This is a genomic window from Streptomyces sp. Alt3 (assembly GCF_030719215.1).
In the GTDB taxonomy this organism is placed as follows: domain Bacteria; phylum Actinomycetota; class Actinomycetes; order Streptomycetales; family Streptomycetaceae; genus Streptomyces; species Streptomyces glycanivorans.
In genome coordinates this window covers 6,187,817-6,206,883 of sequence record NZ_CP120983.1, presented here as the reverse complement: position 1 = coordinate 6,206,883, position 19,067 = coordinate 6,187,817, and the positions used below count along the sequence as shown (strand labels likewise).

The window sequence follows — 19,067 nt, the reverse complement described above, 5'->3', positions numbered from 1 at the left end:
TGACGGGTAGGGGGGACAGCGTGGAAGTCTACGTCGCCGAGGGCACGGACGACGGGCACTCCACGGTACGGTCACGCGTTGGAAGACGCGGGGACGCCCGTCCCTTTTGTCATGAACGCCATGTACCAGGAGGCACCCAGCGATGTCGGACACGCAGACCGGCGCAGAGCAGCGCGGGGAGCAGATCCTCGCCGTTTTCGACACCGCGTTCGGGCAGCTCCTGGCCGCCGACCCCGCGGCCTTCCGCGTGAAGTTCCGCAAGATGGCGGGCTCGGCCTTCGCGTTCTACCGGGGCTCGGCCGGTCTGTTCTACTCCGACCTGGACCGTGAGCAGCACACCGGCCCCTACCTGGACGAACGCACGAGTCGGGTGTGGATCCACGGTGACCTGCACGCCGAGAACTTCGGCACGTACATGGACGCCAACGGCCGGCTCGTGTTCAACGTCAACGACTTCGACGAGGCCTATGTCGGCCCCTTCACCTGGGACCTCAAGCGCTTCGCCGCGTCCGTCGCCCTGATCGGCTACGCGAAGGCGCTCGGTGACGACCAGATCACCGAGCTCGTCCGTGTCTACGCCGCCGCCTACCGGGAGCGGATCCACGCCCTGGCGACGGGCGCCAAGAACGACGAGGTGCCGCCCTTCACCCTGGACACCGCCGAGGGCCCGCTGCTCGGCGCGCTGCGCGACGCCCGCGCGCTGACCCGGTTCGGGCTGCTCGACTCGATGACGGAGATCCGGGACTTCGAGCGCCGGTTCACCGCGGACGGCGGTGCGATCGACCTGGACGCGGCGACGCGCTACAAGGTGCTGGCGGCGTTCGACGGCTATCTGGAGACGCTGCCGGAGTCGAGCCTCACCCGGCCCGATTCGTACCGGGTGAAGGACGTGGTCGGCCGCCGGGGCATCGGCATCGGTTCGGCCGGTCTGCCGTCGTACAACATCCTCCTGGAGGGCAACAGCGACGCCCTGGAGAACGACGTGGTGATCTACCTCAAGCAGGCACAGACCCCGGCGGTCTCCCGGCACATCGACGACGCCGCCGTGCGGGACTACTTCCAGCACGAGGGGCACCGCACGGTGATCTCCCAGCGCGCGCTCCAGGCACACGCCGACCCGTGGCTGGGCTGGACCGAGCTGGACGGTTCCGGTCAGCTGGTCGCCGAGGTCTCCCCGTACGCGGTCGATCTGGACTGGTCCGACATCGACGAGCCGGACGAGATCGCCGCGGTGGTCGCCGACCTCGGACGGGCCACGGCCACGATGCACGCGGCGGCGGACGACGAGAGCGGGCACTCGCTGGTGCCGTTCTCCACGGAGCGCGCGATCGACGCGGCCATCGCGGCGGACGAGGAGGGCTTCGCCGAGCTGCTGGTCGACTTCGCGCACGACTACGGCGCCCGTACCCGGGCCGACCACCAGATCTTCGTCGACCTCTTCCGCAACGGCCGCATCCCGGGGCTGTAGGACCTCCCGTCTGGGCCCGGTGGCCCGGGCCCCGACGGGACCTTAGGGCTCGTTTACAGGGACGCATGACACACTCTCCGGCGATGGACGTATCAGGGACGCAGATGAGAGCGGTTCGCGCGGGGTTGTTCACCGCGCTCGTCGTCACGCTCTCCTCCGCGTCCCATGTGCTGCTGTCCCGGGTCCCGCTGCCGCTGACCGCCGTCGCGCTGCTGGCCGGGGCGGTCTTCGCCGTGGCGTTCGCGCTGGCGGGCCGCGAGCGCGGCTTCGGGGCGATCGCCGGTCTGCTGGTTCCGATGGAGCTGGCGGCCGACACGGTGTTCACCACCGGGCAGCACCTCTGCTACGGCGCCGCGGGCGGCCCGATCGCGGGCCCGCTGCGCTCCGTGGGCGTCGACGTGCTCTGCGGCGGCGAGGCCGGGGCCGACGGGCTCTCCGGCGTGGCCTCGGTCGGCACCCCCCTGGCCGGGGTGACGGGGAACGGCGGCCATGCCGCCGCCCTGCTCGCCTCTCCGGGACCCGCCGTCCCCTGGCTGCTGCTGGCCGCGCACGTGGCGGTCGGCCTGCTGGCCGCCGCCTGGCTGCGGCGCGGCGAGTCGGCGCTGGCGGGCCTGCTGTGCGCGGCGGCCGCCGTCGCGTTCCGCCCGCTGCTGACCGCGGTCGCCGTGACCGGCACGGCCCGGCGCCGTGGCCGGCCCGGGGCCGTCCGCACCGGCCGCCCGCACCCGCTCGCCCCCGTCCGCTTCCTGGTGCACTCCGTGGGACGGAGGGGCCCGCCGTACTCGGTCCTCACCCCTGCCTGAGTACGCGGTACGCCCCCTTTCGAGCCACCCCACCTACGGAGCACCCCCATGAGCAAGCGCAACACCCAGGCCAACAAGTCCGCCGCCCGCGAGCGGCTGCGCGCGGAGCGCGAGCGCCAGGCCAAGAAGGACAAGGCACGCAAGCAGGTCGTCGTCGGCGTCTCGGTCGTGGCCGTGCTGGCGGTCGCCGGCGCTGTCAGCTACGGCGTGATGCAGCTGAACAAGCCCTCCGCCTGGGAGGCCGCGGGGGACGCGAAGAACGTCACCGCCCCCAAGAACACGTCGGGTGACGACGGCACGACCGTCGTGATCGGTGAGTCGAGCGCCAAGAAGACCCTGGAACTCTACGAGGACTCGCGCTGCCCGATCTGCGCCACGTTCGAGCAGACGGTCGGCGAGACCGTGTCCAAGGACGTCGACGCCGGCAAGTACAAGATCAAGTACGTCGGTGCGACCTTCATCGACAACTCGGACAGCGGCGAGGGCTCGAAGAACGCGCTGAGCGCGCTGGGCGCGGCGCTCGACGTGAGCCCCGAGGCCTTCCTGGAGTACAAGACCGCGCTGTACTCCGCGAAGTACCACCCCGAGGAGACGAACGACAAGTTCGCCAAGGACAGCTACCTGATCGAGGTGGCGGACTCGGTGGACGCGCTGAAGGGCAACGAGGCCTTCCGGAAGAACGTCGAGGACGGCACGTTCGACGCCTGGGCGATCAAGATGTCCAAGGCGTTCGACAAGAGCGGGGTGCAGGGCACGCCGACCCTCAAGATGGACGGCAAGACGCTCACCGCCGAGGGCAGCGAGAACGCCCCCATGACGGTGGCCGACTTCAACACCGCGGTCACCAAGGCGCTGAAGGGCTGATCCACGGGCACGCCCCGGCGCGCCGACGCGCCCGGACCCGGCGACGGGCCGCGCCTCCGGGGCGCGGCCCGTTCCCGTGACCCTCACGGCGTGACGTCTACAGCGTGGCCAGGAAGCCGAGCGAGACCTTCCAGGTCAGTTCTGCCGCGTCCTGGTCGAAGTCGGGGAGCTCCGCGTCCGTGAACAGGTGCCCGGCCCCCGGGTAGCGGTAGACCTCGACGTCGGCGCCGGTCCGCTGCATCTGGAGGTACCAGCTGGTCTGCCAGTCGTGCGACTCGAACGGGTCGGGGTCGGCCACGTGCAGCTGCACGGGCAGTTCGTCGACCGAGGCGCTCTCCGCGATGTCCGAGGTGCCGTGGAGCAGCAGCAGCCCCCGGGCCTTGGCGTCACCGAGCGCGAGGGTCTGCGCGACCGACGCCCCGAACGAGAACCCCGCGTAGACGAGGCCCTGGTCGGAGTAGGGCGCGGCGGCCAGGACGGCGCGCTTGAGCAGCTCGTCCTTGCCCACCTCGTCCTTGAAGGCCATTCCCTCCTCGACGGTGTCGAAGGTGTGCCCCTCGAAGAGATCGGGCACGCGCACCTCGTGGCCGGCTGCGCGCAGCCGGTCGGCAGCCGCGTGCACAGCGGGCCTCAGACCGTAGGTCGAGTGGAAAAGCATGATGTTCATGCGTCCCATGGTGCCAGCTGTGCCCCGAACGCTTGGAGGACGACGGAATGGAGAACGTACTGCGGCCCCTGCTGGTGGTGGGCGGGTCGCTGATCATCACGCTGCTGGTGGGCTGGCTGGTGGACCTGCTGCTACGCCGCGCCGACAGCCGCCACCACGAGACGCCGCTGTGGGGTCTGCTCCGGCTCTGCCGCCCGCCGCTCCAGGTGGTGCTCTGCACGGCTCTGCTGAGGGCCAGCTTCGGCCAGCTCGAGCTGGAGTTGGTGCGGGAGCACCGGGCGGGTATCGGCCAGGTCCTGACCCTGGTGCTGATCGCGGCGTCGGCCTGGCTGGTGATCCGTATCGCGGCCACCGTCGTGCAGTCCTCGTACGCCCGGTACGCGACGTCCACCCGCGACCCCGCCCGGGTCCGACGGGTCCGCACCCAGGTCACCCTGATCCAGCGGGTGGTCACCGCTGTGGTGGCGACGGTCGCGATCGCCGCGATGCTGCTCACCTTCCCGGCCATGCGCACGGTCGGCACCTCGATGCTGGCCTCCGCCGGTGTGATCGGCATCGTGGCCGGTGTCGCCGCACAGTCGACCCTCGGCAATCTCTTCGCCGGCTTCCAGATCGCCTTCGGCGACATGGTGCGGATCGGTGACACCGTGGTGGTGGACGGGGAGTGGGGAACGGTCGAGGAGATCACCCTGACCTTCCTCGCCGTACGGACCTGGGACGAGCGGCGGATCACGATGCCGGTGTCGTACTTCACGAGCAGGCCGTTCGAGAACTGGTCGCGCGGCGGGGTCCAGATGACCGGCACCGTCTTCCTGCAGCTCGACCACTCGGCGCCGATCGCGGCGATGCGCGACAGGCTGCGGGACATCCTCGGCGAGTGCGCCGCCTGGGACGGCCGCGACTGGTCCCTGGCCGTCACGAACACCACCCCCACGACGATCGAGGTGCGGGCCGTGGTGACGGCGAAGGACGCGGACGACATCTGGACGGTGCGCTGCGCCGTGCGGGAGCAGATGATCGGCTGGCTCCGGGACCACCATCCGTACGCCCTGCCCCGGGTGGTGACGTCACCCGCGGCCCTGCCGCCGGGCGACCACTGGCGGGAGCTGACGGGCGCGGAGTCCCTCCGCACCCCGTCGGGCGGCAACGTGCCGACCCCGGACAAGGCCCCCCGCACGGGGCGCGGCTGAACCGCCGTCACGGGCCCACGCCTCAGCGCAGGCTCCGGACGTCGAGGTACCGCAGCACCCGGTCGACGACCTCCGGGTCCGAACCGGGTTCGCTGCGGGCCGAGAGCACCTCGTGGCGGGCGGCCGACAGCAGCTCGCGCTGCACCCGGCCGAACGCCTTGAAGCGCTCGGAGCGCTGCGCGTACGCCTCGCGCCGCTCGTCGTCGACCATGTCCGGGCTGATCCGCGCCCCGATGTCGTACGCGGCGCGCTGGAGCCTTTCCTGGACCTCCTCGGGGAAGTCCTCGACGCCCTCGATCTCCTTGAGCCGGCGCTTGGCCGCCTTCGCCGCCCGGATCGCGAGTTCGCGTTCCAGGGCCTGGTCCGCGTCCGTGTCGGCCCGTACCCCGAGCTTGCGCACGAGCCACGGCAGGGTCAGGCCCTGGAACACCAGCGTGGCCATGATCACGGCGAACGCGACGAAGATGATCTCGTCCCGGCCGGGGAACGGTTTCCCGTCGTCCGTCTCCAGCGGGATCGCCAGGGCGAGCGCAACCGAGGCCACCCCGCGCATCCCCGCCCACCACATGACGACGGTCTCGCGCCAGCTGGTGGGGATCTCCTCGCTGTAGTCGCGCCGGGTGTGCAGCCGCTTGGCGAGCCAGGTGGCCGGCAGCAGCCACAGGAGCCTTACGCCGACGACGACCGCGACGATAGCCAGGCCCCAGCCGACGAACTGCAGTTCACGGCCGTCGGCGGTGCCGAACACGCTGTGGAGTTCCAGTCCGATGAGGCCGAAGGCGACCCCGGTCACCAGGGTGTCGACGATCTCCCAGAAGGACCGGCCCGTGAGCCGCCCCAGGACGTCGTCGGCGTCCGCGGTGTGCTCGGCGAGGAAGAGCGCGGTGGTGAGGACCGCGAGGACGCCGGAGCCCATCAGCTCCTCGGCGAGGACGTAGCTGACGAAGGGCACCAGCAGGGTCAGCCCGACCTGGAGGGTGGCGTCGCCCAGCAGGCCCATGAGCTTGATGGTCAGCCAGCCGAGCACCAGGCCGACGACCACGGCGACGACGGCGGACAGGACGAGGAGTCCGAACGCCTCGGGGAGCGAGAAGGTGCCGCTGACGGCGGCGGCGATCGCCACGTGGTAGAGGACGATGGCCGTGACGTCGTTGAACAGCCCCTCCCCTTCGAGGATCGAGACGAGCCGGCGCGGAAGGCCCACCGAGCCCGCGACCGCCGTGGCGGCGACGGGGTCGGGCGGGGCGACGAGGGCGCCCAGCGCCACGGCGGCCGCGATGGGCAGACCGGGCACCAAGGCGTTCGCGACGGTGGCCACGGCCGCCGTCGTGACGAAGACGAGGGCGACCGCCAGCAGGAAGATCGGCCGCTTGTTGGCCGCGAACTGCCGCCAGGAGGTGCGCTGCACCGAGGCGTAGAGCAGCGGGGGCAGCAGGGCGGGCAGGATGATCTCCGGCGGGATGTCCACGTCGGGGACGAAGCTCGCGAAGGCCATGGCGATGCCGGCGAGCGTCATCAGCACCGGTGCGGGAAGGCCCAGCCGCTCCCCCAGCGGCACGGTGACCAAAGCTCCCAGGAGAAGCAGGAGCAGGAGTGCCATCTGGTCCACGTCGTACCTTCCGCAGCGCGCCGGGCCCGGGCCCGTTGATCAGCCGGTCAGGGCTCCCAGCGTGCCACGCGGGACCGGCGGACCTGTGACACGTCCGTGCGGGGCCGTGGTCAGAGTGCGCGGCGCATGGCCCGGTGCGGCATCCCGGCGTCCGGGAACCCGGGACCGTACGCCGCGTAGCCGAGCCGCTCGTAGAAACCGAGCGCCTGGGTCTGGGCGTGCAGGTCGACGGCGGCCAGGCCCAGCGCGCGGGCCTCGTCCTCGATGGCGCGCACCAGGGCCGCTCCGACGCCCAGGCCGCGGGCCTCGCGCGTCACGGCGAGCCGGCCGAGCGACCCGACGGTGAGGTCGCCACCGGTCTTCCCCGCCGCCGCCTCACCGTGCAGCAGCCGTCCCGTACCGAGCGCGGAGCCGTCCGCGGCCACGGCGAGGACGTGCACCGCCGTCGCGTCGTGGGCGTCGTACTCGATGTCCTCGGGCACCCGCTGCTCGCCGACGAAGACGTCCTTGCGGACCTGGAAGCAGGCGGCGAGGTCGCTCTCGTCGAGGGCCCTGCGCGTGTTGTACGGGGTGTTGGCGGCGGTCACTGGCTCTCCGCGGCGATGGTGTCGAGGGCCTTGCGCAGGTCGTCCGGGTAGGTGCTCTCGAACTCCACCCAGCCGCCGTCGGCGGGGTGCTCGAAGCCGAGCCGGACCGCGTGCAGCCACTGGCGGGTCAGGCCGAGACGCTTGGCCAACGTGGGGTCGGCGCCGTAGGTCAGGTCGCCGACGCAGGGGTGGCGGTGCGCGGACATGTGCACGCGGATCTGGTGCGTGCGCCCGGTCTCCAGCTTGATGTCGAGCAGGCTGGCCGCACGGTAGGCCTCGATGAGGTCGTAGTGCGTCACGGAGGGCTTGCCCTCGGCGGTGACGGCCCACTTGTAGTCGTGCTGGGGGTGGCGGCCGATGGGGGCGTCGATGGTGCCGCTCATGGGGTCCGGGTGGCCCTGGACCAGCGCGTGGTACTTCTTCTCGACGACCCGGTCGCGGAACTGTGCCTTGAGCAGGGTGTAGGCCCGCTCGGACTTGGCCACGACCATCAGGCCGGAGGTGCCGACGTCCAGCCGGTGCACGATGCCCTGGCGCTCGGCGGCGCCCGACGTCGAGATGCGGTAGCCGGCCGCGGCGAGGCCGCCGATGACGGTGGTGCCCGTCCAGCCGGGGCTGGGGTGTGCGGCGACACCGACCGGCTTCATGATGACGACGATGTCGTCGTCGTCATGGACGATCTCCATGCCCTCGACGGGCTCGGCGACGATCTGGACCGGAGCGGGTGCCTGGGGCATCTCCACTTCCATCCAGGCACCGCCGTGCACCCGCTCGGACTTCCCGGCCACGGCGCCGTCCAGCTGCACCTTCCCGGCGGCGGCCAGCTCGGCGGCCTTGGTGCGGGAGAAACCGAACATCCGGGAGATGGCGGCGTCGACGCGCTCACCCTCCAGGCCGTCGGGTACGGGCAGGGTGCGGACCTCGGGATACGTACTCACCAGTCGAGTATGCCTTGCGCCGACTAGTCCTTGTGCACGGTGCCGTCGGGGTCCAGGCCCTTGAAGGAGAGGATCACGATGAGGATTCCGCCGCACACGATCGCGGAGTCGGCGAGGTTGAAGACGGCGAAGTGCGCCGGGGCGATGAAGTCGACCACCGCGCCCTTGAAGACGCCCGGCGCGCGGAAGATGCGGTCGGTGAGGTTGCCGAGCGCCCCGCCGAGCAGGAGCCCGAGGGCGATGGCCCAGGGCAGGCTGTAGAGCTTGCGGGCGAGCCGCACGATCACGATGATCACGACGGCGGCGATGGCCGTGAAGATCACGGTGAACGCCTCACCGATCCCGAACGCGGCACCCGCGTTGCGGATCGCGTCGAACTTCAGCCAGTCGCCGAAGATCTCGATGGGCTCCTCGTGCTCCAGCTTCGCGACCACGATCATCTTGCTGATCAGGTCGAGCAGGTAGGCGAGGACGGCCACCACGAGGAGGACGAGGACCTTCTTCCTGCCCCGGCCGCCGCCGGTGTCGTCGCTCCCGGCCGGGAGCGAGCCCTCGGAGGGCTGCTGGGGCTCAGCCCCGTCGGCCCCCTCGGCATCGGGGATGTCCGGCGTACCGATGATGCGCTCCGCCTCTGCCACGTGAGTCCCTCAACCCTAGGTACCTGACTGAGGACGAGGGTACGACACACCCGGGGGATCAGGGGCCCCAGGCCCCTGACGACCTGCCCCGACGCGCCGCGGGCGCGCCCGGGCCCGGTACGGCCCCACGGGGTGCGGGCCGGACCGGGCCGGGGGTCTAGCCGCGCCGCTCCTGCCTCTGCTTGTCCTCCACGCAGAGCGTGGCCCGGGGGAAGGCCTGCATCCGCGCCTTGCCGATCGGCTTGCCGCAGACCTCGCAGAGGCCGTAGGTGCCCGCGTCGAGCCTGGCGAGGGCGCGCTCGGTCTGGTCCAGGGTCTCCTGCGCGTGGGCCGCCAGGGACAGCTCGTGTTCCCGGGTGATGTTCTTCGTGCCGGTGTCCGCGTCGTCGTCGCCCGCTCCGTCCCCGGAGTCACGCATCAGACCGGCCAGGGCCTCGCCCGACGCCTCCAGCTCGCTGCGCAGCCGAAGGACCTCGCCGGTCAGCTCGGTCCGCGCCTCCTCGACCTCCTCGGGGGTCCAGGGGTCCTCCCCGGGCCTGACCGCCAGGTCCGCGGGCGCCGTCGCCACACCGCCCCCGGCCGGGGGGACCGCCGTGGCGGTGCCCTCTCCTGCAGCCGTGGTCCGGGCCGCGCTCTTCTTGGCTACCACCGTGTGGGCTCCTGTCTGCTCGGCGGCCTGAGCCGCCCCCGTGGCCTTCTTCGACGCCTTCTTCGCTGCGCTCTTCTTCGCCGTGCTCTTCTTCGCCGATTTCTTCGCGGGCCCGCCGTGCGCCGGGTCCTGGCCGGCCTGCTCCGGCTCCCGCGGATGCGACGCCGCCTTCTTCCTGGCGGCCTTCCTCGCCGGCTTCTCCTCGCCCGGCCCCTCGGCGTCCTTCCCGCCCGTGCCCGCGGTCTCCTTCTCGGCAGCCGCAGCCGTGGATCCCTCGGACGCCGTTCCCGGTACGGCGGTCTTCTTCGTCACCATGGCCGCGGCCCCTTCACATATTGTGATCTTGCACGCGAATCGTGCTGGGACGATAAATCGACCCCAGCCCCGCGGCAACGGGGCACGCCGCCGGTTCGCCCCTCCCCACGACGTGCTGGTGACGCGCCTGCAACGGTTGTGCCCAGCTCCCCGCCCGGTAATCCGCCCCCGCACCGCCTCCGGGACTCCGTCCGCCCCGACTGGCCATTCGGGTCAAGCGCCGTCCCGCGAACAAACCGGTCGGCCTTCGCCCGTGAGGGCCCGTACACTGGCCCGCAGCGAGAGGCATCGACGGGACGAGTAGCGTCGTACGCAGCCAGCAGCGACCCGGGGACGGTGGGAGCCCGGGGGCGAGCGCGCCGTGAAGATCACCCCGGAGCCGCCGGAAGAAAGCTTTGGACACGCTGGGCCCGCCCACGGACACAAGGTCACTAGAACCGGCGTCGCGCCCCAATGAGGGGGCCACGGGCGCACACCCGGGGCCAAGGAGGGTGGTACCGCGGGAGCAGATCCGGCTCTCGTCCCTCCGACGGAAGTGGAAGACGTCCGCCGGAGGAAGCCCGCACATGACATCGCCGCAGTACCGCCAGGTACCCGCCCAGGTCGACCTGCCCGCCCTCGAGCACGCCGTGCTCGACTTCTGGCGCGACAGCAAGGTCTTCGCCAAGAGCCTCGACCGGTCCGAGGGCCGCCCCGAGTGGGTCTTCTACGAGGGCCCGCCGACCGCCAACGGCATGCCCGGGGCCCACCACATCGAGGCCCGCGTCTTCAAGGACGTCTTCCCCCGCTTCCGCACCATGCAGGGCTACCACGTCGGCCGCAAGGCCGGCTGGGACTGCCACGGCCTGCCGGTCGAGCTCGCGGTGGAGAAGGAGCTGGGCTTCACCGGCAAGAAGGACATCGAGGCCTACGGCATCGCCGAGTTCAACGCGAAGTGCCGTGAGTCCGTCACCCGCCACACCGACGCGTTCGCCGAGCTCACGACCCGCATGGGGTACTGGGTCGACCTCGATGACGCCTACCGCACGATGGACCCGGAGTACGTCGACTCCGTGTGGTGGTCGCTGAAGGAGATCTTCGACAAGGACCTGCTGGTCCAGGACCACCGCGTGGCCCCCTGGTGCCCGCGCTGCGGCACGGGCCTGTCGGACCACGAGCTCGCCCAGGGCTACGAGACGGTCGTCGACCCCTCGGTCTTCGTCCGCTTCCCGCTGACGAGCGGACCGCTGGCCGGCGAGGCCGCGCTGCTCGTCTGGACGACGACCCCCTGGACGCTCGTCTCCAACACCGCCGTCGCCGCGCACCCCGACGTCGACTACGTGGTCGCGACGGACGGCGTGGAGAAGCTCGTCGTGGCCCGGCCGCTGGTCGAGAAGGCCCTGGGCGAGGGCTGGGAGCTCACCGGTGAGACCTTCACCGGCCGCGAGATGGAGCGCTGGACGTACGAACGCCCCTTCCAGCTGGTCGAGTTCCCGAGCGAGGCGCACTTCGTCGTCAACGCCGAGTACGTCACGACCGAGGACGGTACGGGTCTGGTCCACCAGTCCCCCGCGTTCGGCGCCGACGACCTCCTGGTCTGCAAGGCGTACGGCCTGCCGGTGGTGAACCCGGTGCGCCCCGACGGCACCTTCGAGGAGGATCTCCCGCTGGTCGGCGGCGTCTTCTTCAAGAAGGCCGACGAGGCGCTCACCGAGGACCTGGACGCGCGCGGCAAGCTCTTCCGCCACGTCCCGTACGAGCACAGCTACCCGCACTGCTGGCGCTGCCACACGGCCCTGCTGTACTACGCGCAGCCGTCCTGGTACATCCGCACCACCGCGGTCAAGGACCGGCTCCTCCAGGAGAACGAGAAGACCAACTGGTTCCCGGAGTCGGTCAAGAACGGCCGCTTCGGCGACTGGCTGAACAACAACGTCGACTGGGCGCTGTCCCGCAACCGCTACTGGGGCACCCCGCTGCCCATCTGGCGCTGCGAGGACGACCACCTGACCTGTGTCGGCTCCCGCGCCGAGCTCTCCGGGCTGACCGGCCGCGACCAGTCGGACCTGGACCCGCACCGCCCGTTCATCGACGAGATCACGTTCACCTGCTCGCACGAGAACTGCCAGCTCGAGGCGTACCGCGTCCCGGAGGTCATCGACGCCTGGTACGACTCGGGTTCGATGCCGTTCGCGCAGTGGGGCTACCCGTACAAGAACAAGGAGGTCTTCGAGTCCCGCTACCCGGCGCAGTTCATCTCGGAGGCCATCGACCAGACCCGTGGCTGGTTCTACACGCTGATGGCGGTCGGCACCCTGGTCTTCGACAAGTCGTCCTACGAGAACGTGGTCTGCCTGGGCCACATCCTCGCCGAGGACGGCCGGAAGATGTCCAAGCACCTGGGCAACATCCTCCAGCCGATCCCGCTGATGGACCAGCACGGCGCCGACGCCGTGCGCTGGTTCATGGCGGCGGGCGGCTCCCCGTGGGCGGCGCGCCGCGTGGGCCACGGCACGATCCAGGAGGTCGTCCGCAAGACGCTCCTCACGTACTGGAACACGGTGGCCTTCCAGGCCCTGTACGCCCGTACGTCGGGCTGGGCACCGTCCGGGGCCGACCCGGCCCCCGCCGACCGCACGGTCCTGGACCGCTGGCTGCTGAGCGAGCTCGGCACCCTGGTCGACGAGGTCACCAAGGCGCTGGAGTCGTACGACACCCAGCGCGCCGGCAAGCTGCTCTCGGCGTTCGTCGACGACCTGTCCAACTGGTACGTCCGCCGCTCGCGCCGCCGCTTCTGGCAGGGCGACAAGGCCGCGCTGCGCACCCTGCACGAGGTCGTGGAGACCGTCACCCGGCTGATGGCCCCGCTGACACCGTTCATCACGGAGCGGGTCTGGCAGGACCTGATCGTCCCGGTCGTCCCGGACGCCCCGGAGTCGGTCCACCTGTCCGAATGGCCGAAGGCCGACCCGGCGTCGGTCGACCCCGCGCTCTCCTCGCAGATGGCGCTGGTGCGCCGCCTGGTGGAGCTGGGACGGGCCACGCGCGCCGAGTCGGGGGTCAAGACCCGGCAGCCGCTGTCGCGGGCCCTGGTCGCGGCCTCGGGCTTCGAGTCGCTCACGCCCGAACTGCGCGCCCAGATCACCGAGGAGCTGAACGTCTCCTCCCTGGCCTCCCTCTCCGAGGTCGGCGGCTCGCTGGTCGACACCACGGCCAAGGCGAACTTCCGGGCGCTGGGCAAGCGGTTCGGCAAGGGCGTCCAGGCGGTCGCCAAGGCCGTCGCGAACGCCGACGCCGCGGCGCTGAGCCTGGCTCTGCGCGAGGGAACGGCCTCGGTGGAGGTCGACGGCGAGCAGGTCACCCTCGCCCCCGACGAGGTCATCATCACGGAGACCCCGCGCGAGGGCTGGTCGGTGGCCTCCGACTCGGGCGCGACGGTCGCGCTGGACCTGCAGATCACTCCGGAACTGCGGGCCGCGGGACTGGCCCGTGACGCGATCCGGCTGATCCAGGAGGCCCGCAAGAACAGCGGCCTGGAGGTGTCCGACCGCATCGCGGTGCGCTGGACGTCCCCGTCCACCGAGACCGCCGAGGCCCTGACCGCGCACGCGGCCCTCATCGCGGACGAGGTGCTGGCCCTGGACTACGCGCGGGGCGAGGCCGACGACACGTACGGCGCCCCGTTCGAGGACGAGGGCCTGTCCCTCACCTTCCGCCTCCGCAGGACCGAGCGGTAGGAGGCACACCGAAAGGGCCCCTCCGGCAGAACCTGCCGGAGGGGCCCTTTCGTCTCCGTACCGCACCCCGGTCCTCAGGCGCCTCGACGAGCCCCGTGCAGCGGGGCCCCTGGGCCGGTGCGTAGGTCCCCGGGGCCAACGGCCCCCTCCCGAAGGCCCCGCCCCCCCTCAGGCCTCTCCGGCGATCGAAAGGGGGGTCCGGGGCCCCGGTTGCCGGAAGGGGCGGGGCCGGCCCCCGCGCAAGGTGCCCGCCTCGCGAACCGGGCACGGCAAAGGGCCGGGCCCCGGGGAAAACCCCGGGGCCCGGCCCTTTGCCTGCCGACGGCTACGCGCTCAGCGAGCGCGAACCGCTCAGTTGTCGTCCTCGTCGATGAGGAACCCGCGCATCGGCGACGGGGCCTGCTGCATCGGCTGAGGCGCCTGCGGCCGCACCGGTGCCATCGGCTGCGTCATCGCGGGCGACATCTGCTGCTGGCCGCCACCGTAGGACGGGCCACCGCCCATCGACTGGTTGCCGCTGCCCATCTGCTGGCTGCCGTGACCACCGTGGTTGCCGCCCATGGTGTGTCCCATCGCACCCGCACCGGCCGGAGCCAGCGAGGGCGACGGCGGCAGCGAGGCGGCGGCGGGAGTCCGCGGCGGGGCCAGCGAGTCGTCGGCCTGGGTCTCCAGCTGACGCAGCTGGCTCTCCAGGTAGGACTTCAGACGGGTCCGGTACTCGCGCTCGAAGCCGCGCAGGTCCTCGACCTTGCGCTCCAGCGTCGCGCGGGCCGACTCCAGCGAGCCCATCGCCACGCGGTGCTTCTCCTGCGCGTCCCGCTCCAGGGCGTCCGCCTTGGCACGGGCGTCGCGCTCCAGGCCCTCGGCGCGGCTGCGTGCCTCACCGACGATCTTGTTGGCCTCGGAACGGGCCTCCGCGATCGCCTGGTCGGCGGTCTGCTGGGCGAGGGAGAGGACACGGGCGGCGCTGTCGCCACCGGGGCCCTGACCGGGCTGCTGCATCTGCTGCTGCTGCTGTTGCTGTTGCATCTGCTGCTGCTGCATCTGCTGCTGCGGGTGACCGCCCATGGGGCCGCCCATCGGGCCGCCCATGGGACCGCCCTGCATCGGGCCGGGGCCGTGCTGGCCCTGGGGACCGGGACCGTGGCCGCCCTGAGGACCATGGCCGCTGGGACCGGCGGGCAGCTGCGGAGCGCCACCGGGCAGCTGGGGGGGACCCATCTGCGGAGGCTGCTGCTGCTGGACCGGCGGACCCGATATGGCCGCGGGCACCGGTGCGCCGGGCCGCTCCTGCTGCTCCGGCGGTTTACGCATGCCCTGCTGCTGCTGGTTCTGCGCGGCCGCACGCGTGGCGGCGGCCAGCTTGGCGCGCAGGTCCTCGTTCTCACGGAGCAGCCGGGTCAGTTCCGATTCGACCTCGTCGAGGAAGGCATCGACCTCGTCCTCGTCATAGCCTTCTCGGAGGCGGACGGTCGTGAACTGCTTGTTCCGCACGTCCTCGGGGGTCAGCGGCATCTCTTCTTCACCTCTACGTAGTCGTCGGCAGTCGGCAAGACCGTATCGTTCACACGCTGCTCGCAAGCTTGCCCACGAGGCTGAGCAGAATGTAGACGATGATCATCAGAACGAAGAAGGACAGGTCAAGTGCCACGCCCCCGAGACGCAACGGCGGTATGAACCGCCGCAGAAGCTTCAGCGGTGGATCCGTGACAGTGTAAGTGCCCTCGAGAACGACCACCATCGCCTTGCCTGGCTGCCATGAACGTGCGAACTGGAAGACATAGTCCATGACCAGCCGGAAGATCAGCACGATGAGGAAACACATCAGCGCGATATAGACCACATCCAGTGCGACGCCCATTGTCCCGCGCTTCCCTCTCCCCTGGCTTTCGTAGCTCCGGCCTCCCGGCCGGGTTGTTCCCGGTGTTCTCAGCTCTGGTTGAAGAACCCGCCCTCTGCGATGCGGGCCTTGTCCTCCGCCGTGACATCGACGTTAGCAGGCGACAACAGGAACACCTTCTGCGTCACACGCTCAATGCTGCCATGGAGACCGAAGACGAGTCCCGCGGCAAAGTCGACAAGTCGCTTCGCATCCGTGTCGTCCATCTCCGTGAGGTTCATGATCACCGGAGTGCCCTCGCGGAAGTGTTCCCCGATGGTACGGGCCTCGTTGTAGGTCCTGGGGTGCAGCGTGGTGATCCGGTAGGGCTCACGCTCGGACACGACCTTGGGCATGATCACCGGTGCGTTCTTCTCCAGGTTCGGACGGTCAGGTGTGATGGATGCCACGGGTGCGATTCGGGCGGGTCGTCCGCTTTCCGCCGGGAGCTGAACCGGTTCCCGGGGTGCGGGCGGTTGTACGGATCGCACCGGTTCGTCCCGTTCCCGCTCCACCGGATGCGCGGGCTGGTGCCGCCGCCGGTCGCGCTCGGGCTCCGGCTCGGGTTCGAATTCGTCGTCGGGGTCGAACCCCGGACCGTCGTACCCATCGTCCTCCACGAGGCCGAGGTAGACCGCCATCTTGCGCATCGCGCCGGCCATGCTCCGAGTCCTCCGCTCTGTGGTGGATCGGCATTCGTGTCACCAAGTGCCCGAGATCCACTCCGGTCAGTCCGCGTGAGCGGGAATGACCATATTTTCTGCTGTGGTCCGACTTGCTTCGCGACGTTACCCGAGCCGGGGTCGGACTCCGAGTACCGCCGTACCGACGCGTACATGTGTCGCCCCGGCCGCGATCGCGTCCTCGAGATCCGCGCTCATCCCAGCAGAGACCATGTTCGCAGCCGGATGGTTCCCGCGCAGGCGTGATGAGAATTCCACCAGGCGGTCGAACGCGGCGCGTTGCCGGCCGGCGTAGGGGCCGGCGAGCGGCGCGACCGTCATGAGGCCGTCGAGCCTCAGGCCCTCCGCCTCCGCCACCGACGCGGCCAACTCCTCGATCGCGTCGGGAGCGACGCCGCCCCGGTCACCGCGCTCGCCGCTCTCCGCGTCGAGGGCGACCTGGATGAGACAGCCGAGCTCACGCCCACCCCTGACCGCTGCCGCCGAGAGTGCGGTGACCAGCTTCACCCGGTCCACCGACTGCACGACTCCGGCATAACCGGCCACGGAACGGACCTTGTTGGTCTGCAACTGTCCGACAAAGTGCCATGTGAGCGACAGATCCGCACAAGCGGCAGCTTTTGGTGCCGCGTCCTGATCACGGTTCTCCGCGACCTGACGCACGCCGAGTTCGTGCAGAATGCGCACGTCGCTCGCGGGGTAGGTCTTGGTGACCACGATGAGGGTCACGTCCTCCCGCGCGCGGCCCGCCGAAGCACAGGCGGAAGCAATGCGTTCCTCCACCTGTGCCAGGTTCGCGGCGAGTTGGGTCCTGCGATCCGTCATGCCCTATCAGTCCAACCAGACATAACCGGCGAGCCGCCCCGTGACGCGGTCCCGGCGGTACGAGAAATGGTCGCCGGATTCCAGGGTGCAGAACGGCGAGCTGTGCCGGTCGACGACGCCGAGCTCGTCGAGCTGGGCATGGACCCCGGCCGTGACGTCCACCGCGGGAGTCCCCCAGCCGGTCTCCGACCACGAGGCCGGGACCGCCGCGGCGACCTCGGCCCGCATCTGCTCCGGAACCTCGTAGCACCGTCCGCAGACGGCCGGTCCGGTGTACGCGGTGATCCGGGACGGTTCGGCGCCGAGCGCGGTCATGGCCTCGACCGTGGCCGGGACCACCCCCGCGACCAGACCGGGCCGTCCCGCGTGGGCGGCCGCGACGACTCCGGCCACCGGATCGGCGAGCAGTACGGGGGTGCAGTCCGCGGTGAGCACCGCGAGCGGGAGCCCCCGTCGTGACGTCACGACGGCGTCCACGGCGGGAACACCCGCCGGGTCGTCGCCCCAGGGGCCGTCGACGACGGCCACGTCCCGTCCGTGCACCTGGTTCATCCAGACCACGCGGGCCGGGTCGAGACCGAGGGAACGGGCGGCGCGCGCACGGTTCGTGAGGACGGCGGCGGGGTCGTCACCGACCGCGCCGCCGAGGTTGAGCTCCTCGTACGGAACGGCGCTCACTCCGCCCCACCGGTCGGTGAAGGCGAAGCGGGCGCCGCCCGCCGAAGACTCCGCGGCTCTCACCGCGTGCTGCGGACCTATCACTTCAAGAAATCCGGGACATCCAGCTCTTCGGCCTGGGTGTCCTGGTAGGGGCGGGCGGTCGGGACGTGCGGCGGGGTCACCGGCAGCGACGTCTCGTTCGCCACCGGCGCCGGCTCGGCCGCCGGCTGGGGCTCCTCGCGCGGGGGCACGGAACCGAGTCCGCCGGTCTGGCGCGCCGACTCGGCGGTACGGGCCGGCGGGGCCGGCTCCTCGCGCTTGCCGGCGGTCGACCCGAGCACGTTCTCACGGCGGGCCGGCGGCTGTCCGCCGTCGAAGCCCGCGGCGATGACGGTGACGCGTACCTCGTCGCCCAGCGCGTCGTCGATGACCGCGCCGAAGATGATGTTCGCCTCCGGGTGGGCCGCCTCGCTCACCAGCTGGGCGGCCTCGTTGATCTCGAAGAGACCGAGGTCGCTGCCGCCGGAGATGGAGAGCAGGACGCCGCGGGCGCCGTCGATGGACGCCTCCAGGAGCGGCGAGGAGATCGCCATCTCCGCGGCGGCCACCGCGCGGTCGTCGCCGCGGGCGGAGCCGATGCCCATGAGCGCCGATCCGGCCTCGGACATGACCGACTTGACGTCGGCGAAGTCGAGGTTGATCAGGCCGGGGGTGGTGATGAGGTCGGTGATGCCCTGGACACCCGAGAGCAGCACCTGGTCGGCCGACTTGAACGCGTCGAGCACGCTGACCTGGCGGTCCGAGATGGACAGCAGCCGGTCGTTGGGGATGACGATGAGGGTGTCGACCTCTTCGCGGAGCTCGGCGATGCCGTCCTCCGCCTGGTTCGCGCGCCGCCGGCCCTCGAAGGTGAACGGGCGGGTGACCACACCGATCGTCAGGGCGCCCAGCGAGCGTGCGATGTTGGCGACGACGGGTGCGCCGCCTGTGCCGGTGCCGCCGCCCTCTCCGGCGGTGACGAAGACCATGTCGGCCCCCTTGAGGACCTCCTCGATCTCCTCACGGTGGTCCTCTGCCGCCTTACGACCGACGGCCGGGTTCGCCCCGGCGCCGAGGCCGCGGGTGAGTTCACGGCCGACGTCGAGCTTGACGTCGGCGTCGCTCATCAACAGTGCTTGCGCATCGGTGTTGATGGCGATGAACTCGACGCCCTTGAGACCGACCTCGATCATTCGGTTGATGGCATTGACACCACCGCCGCCGACACCGATGACCTTGATGACTGCGAGGTAGTTCTGCGGTGCTGCCACGTCGAAGGCCTCTCGCCTCGAGTTACGTGTCGTCGCTTCGCGGTAGTCCCGCCGCGACGACGGATGCCGATTGGGTCGGTCCGGACGCCGACCCAAACCCTAACGCTGAAGTTTAGGGTTACCAGTGTGTCTGCTTCTTGGACTCTTCCGAACAGGACACTAAGTCGACAAGTGGCGCCCGTTCAACGAACACGCCGAACCTCCCGTTTTTCTTTTCACCCTATGTGATCACCCGTAGCGCTGACCAACCAGGGGGCTGGCCAGGC

At 70.8% G+C, this 19,067-nt stretch carries 17 protein-coding genes; 5 read left to right on the top strand and 12 right to left on the bottom strand.

The features are described 5' to 3' along the window. Positions 1-142: 142 nt before the first annotated feature. The 3 genes from P8A20_RS27385 to P8A20_RS27375 all read left to right on the top strand — a co-directional run bounded on the left by P8A20_RS27385 (position 143) and on the right by P8A20_RS27375 (position 3,135). Positions 143-1,468: a DUF2252 domain-containing protein gene (locus tag P8A20_RS27385; RefSeq protein ID WP_147962974.1), complete on the top strand. Its 1,326-nt coding sequence runs from the start codon at positions 143-145 to the stop codon at positions 1,466-1,468. A gap of 83 nt (positions 1,469-1,551) precedes the next feature. Further along, on the top strand, positions 1,552-2,271 hold the full coding sequence (locus tag P8A20_RS27380) for a hypothetical protein (protein WP_147962975.1): 720 nt from the start codon (positions 1,552-1,554) through the stop codon (positions 2,269-2,271). 48 nt (positions 2,272-2,319) lie between these two features. Beyond that, a complete protein-coding gene (locus P8A20_RS27375; protein ID WP_147962976.1) occupies positions 2,320-3,135 on the top strand; it encodes a DsbA family protein in 816 nt (271 codons plus the stop codon). Between the two features lie 97 nt (positions 3,136-3,232). Here the strand turns inward: P8A20_RS27375 and P8A20_RS27370 are convergent, their stop codons facing one another. Further along, a complete protein-coding gene (locus P8A20_RS27370) occupies positions 3,233-3,811 on the bottom strand; it encodes a dienelactone hydrolase family protein (RefSeq protein WP_306104405.1) in 579 nt (192 codons plus the stop codon). A 38-nt stretch (positions 3,812-3,849) separates the two neighbouring features. Between P8A20_RS27370 and P8A20_RS27365 the strand changes: the two genes are divergently transcribed. Then, positions 3,850-4,992 carry a mechanosensitive ion channel family protein gene (locus P8A20_RS27365; RefSeq protein WP_147962978.1) on the top strand — a complete coding sequence of 381 codons (1,143 nt, stop codon included), beginning with the start codon at positions 3,850-3,852 and terminating at the stop codon, positions 4,990-4,992. 22 nt (positions 4,993-5,014) lie between these two features. On the opposite strand, the gene P8A20_RS27360 is transcribed toward P8A20_RS27365, so the two are convergent. The 5 genes from P8A20_RS27360 to P8A20_RS27340 all read right to left on the bottom strand — a co-directional run bounded on the left by P8A20_RS27360 (position 5,015) and on the right by P8A20_RS27340 (position 9,728). Beyond that, positions 5,015-6,601 carry a Na+/H+ antiporter gene (locus P8A20_RS27360; protein WP_147962979.1) on the bottom strand — a complete coding sequence of 529 codons (1,587 nt, stop codon included), beginning with the start codon at positions 6,599-6,601 and terminating at the stop codon, positions 5,015-5,017. 110 nt (positions 6,602-6,711) lie between these two features. After that, positions 6,712-7,188, bottom strand: coding sequence for a GNAT family N-acetyltransferase (locus P8A20_RS27355; RefSeq protein WP_306104404.1), 477 nt, complete (start codon positions 7,186-7,188; stop codon positions 6,712-6,714). Further along, the gene (locus P8A20_RS27350) at positions 7,185-8,126 is read right to left on the bottom strand and encodes an RluA family pseudouridine synthase (RefSeq protein ID WP_147962981.1); all 942 of its coding nucleotides are present in this window, start codon (positions 8,124-8,126) and stop codon (positions 7,185-7,187) included. The genes P8A20_RS27355 and P8A20_RS27350 overlap by 4 nt, the downstream gene beginning before the upstream one ends. A 23-nt stretch (positions 8,127-8,149) precedes the next feature. Beyond that, positions 8,150-8,764: a signal peptidase II gene (gene lspA, locus P8A20_RS27345; RefSeq protein WP_147962982.1), complete on the bottom strand. Its 615-nt coding sequence runs from the start codon at positions 8,762-8,764 to the stop codon at positions 8,150-8,152. Between the two features lie 157 nt (positions 8,765-8,921). Next, the gene (locus P8A20_RS27340; protein ID WP_306104403.1) at positions 8,922-9,728 is read right to left on the bottom strand and encodes a TraR/DksA family transcriptional regulator; all 807 of its coding nucleotides are present in this window, start codon (positions 9,726-9,728) and stop codon (positions 8,922-8,924) included. 566 nt (positions 9,729-10,294) lie between these two features. Here P8A20_RS27340 and ileS point away from each other — a divergent pair. Then, a complete protein-coding gene (ileS, locus tag P8A20_RS27335; protein ID WP_306104402.1) occupies positions 10,295-13,444 on the top strand; it encodes an isoleucine--tRNA ligase in 3,150 nt (1,049 codons plus the stop codon). Between the two features lie 351 nt (positions 13,445-13,795). On the opposite strand, the gene P8A20_RS27330 is transcribed toward ileS, so the two are convergent. From P8A20_RS27330 to ftsZ, 6 genes are all read right to left on the bottom strand, one after another. Further along, positions 13,796-14,959: a DivIVA domain-containing protein gene (locus tag P8A20_RS27330; protein ID WP_306104401.1), complete on the bottom strand. Its 1,164-nt coding sequence runs from the start codon at positions 14,957-14,959 to the stop codon at positions 13,796-13,798. A 49-nt stretch (positions 14,960-15,008) separates the two neighbouring features. Beyond that, positions 15,009-15,305 carry a YggT family protein gene (locus P8A20_RS27325; RefSeq protein ID WP_014156754.1) on the bottom strand — a complete coding sequence of 99 codons (297 nt, stop codon included), beginning with the start codon at positions 15,303-15,305 and terminating at the stop codon, positions 15,009-15,011. Between the two features lie 68 nt (positions 15,306-15,373). Then, complete coding sequence (locus tag P8A20_RS27320; protein WP_014156753.1) at positions 15,374-15,985, bottom strand: cell division protein SepF; 612 nt, start codon at positions 15,983-15,985, stop codon at positions 15,374-15,376. A 126-nt stretch (positions 15,986-16,111) separates the two neighbouring features. Then, a complete protein-coding gene (locus P8A20_RS27315) occupies positions 16,112-16,831 on the bottom strand; it encodes a YggS family pyridoxal phosphate-dependent enzyme (RefSeq protein ID WP_306104400.1) in 720 nt (239 codons plus the stop codon). 6 nt (positions 16,832-16,837) lie between these two features. Continuing rightward, positions 16,838-17,572, bottom strand: a complete 735-nt coding sequence (gene pgeF / locus P8A20_RS27310; RefSeq protein ID WP_147962987.1) for a peptidoglycan editing factor PgeF — start codon at positions 17,570-17,572, stop codon at positions 16,838-16,840. Positions 17,573-17,589: 17 nt separating this feature from the next. Further along, complete coding sequence (gene ftsZ / locus P8A20_RS27305; protein WP_147962988.1) at positions 17,590-18,801, bottom strand: cell division protein FtsZ; 1,212 nt, start codon at positions 18,799-18,801, stop codon at positions 17,590-17,592. Positions 18,802-19,067 lie beyond the last annotated feature (266 nt).

What these genes read in the sequence shown, in the direction of transcription:
- P8A20_RS27375 (WP_147962976.1), top strand. Translation starts at nt 2,320, where the DNA reads ATGAGCAAGCGCAACACCCAGGCCAACAAGTCCGCCGCCCGCGAGCGG.
- P8A20_RS27365 (WP_147962978.1), top strand. Translation starts at nt 3,850, where the DNA reads ATGGAGAACGTACTGCGGCCCCTGCTGGTGGTGGGCGGGTCGCTGATC.
- P8A20_RS27325 (WP_014156754.1), bottom strand. Translation starts at nt 15,305, where the DNA reads ATGGGCGTCGCACTGGATGTGGTCTATATCGCGCTGATGTGTTTCCTC.
- ileS (WP_306104402.1), top strand. Translation starts at nt 10,295, where the DNA reads ATGACATCGCCGCAGTACCGCCAGGTACCCGCCCAGGTCGACCTGCCC.
- P8A20_RS27385 (WP_147962974.1), top strand. Translation starts at nt 143, where the DNA reads ATGTCGGACACGCAGACCGGCGCAGAGCAGCGCGGGGAGCAGATCCTC.
- P8A20_RS27315 (WP_306104400.1), bottom strand. Translation starts at nt 16,831, where the DNA reads ATGACGGATCGCAGGACCCAACTCGCCGCGAACCTGGCACAGGTGGAG.
- P8A20_RS27380 (WP_147962975.1), top strand. Translation starts at nt 1,552, where the DNA reads ATGGACGTATCAGGGACGCAGATGAGAGCGGTTCGCGCGGGGTTGTTC.
- P8A20_RS27320 (WP_014156753.1), bottom strand. Translation starts at nt 15,985, where the DNA reads ATGGCCGGCGCGATGCGCAAGATGGCGGTCTACCTCGGCCTCGTGGAG.
- P8A20_RS27370 (WP_306104405.1), bottom strand. Translation starts at nt 3,811, where the DNA reads ATGGGACGCATGAACATCATGCTTTTCCACTCGACCTACGGTCTGAGG.
- P8A20_RS27330 (WP_306104401.1), bottom strand. Translation starts at nt 14,959, where the DNA reads ATGCCGCTGACCCCCGAGGACGTGCGGAACAAGCAGTTCACGACCGTC.
- P8A20_RS27340 (WP_306104403.1), bottom strand. Translation starts at nt 9,728, where the DNA reads ATGGTGACGAAGAAGACCGCCGTACCGGGAACGGCGTCCGAGGGATCC.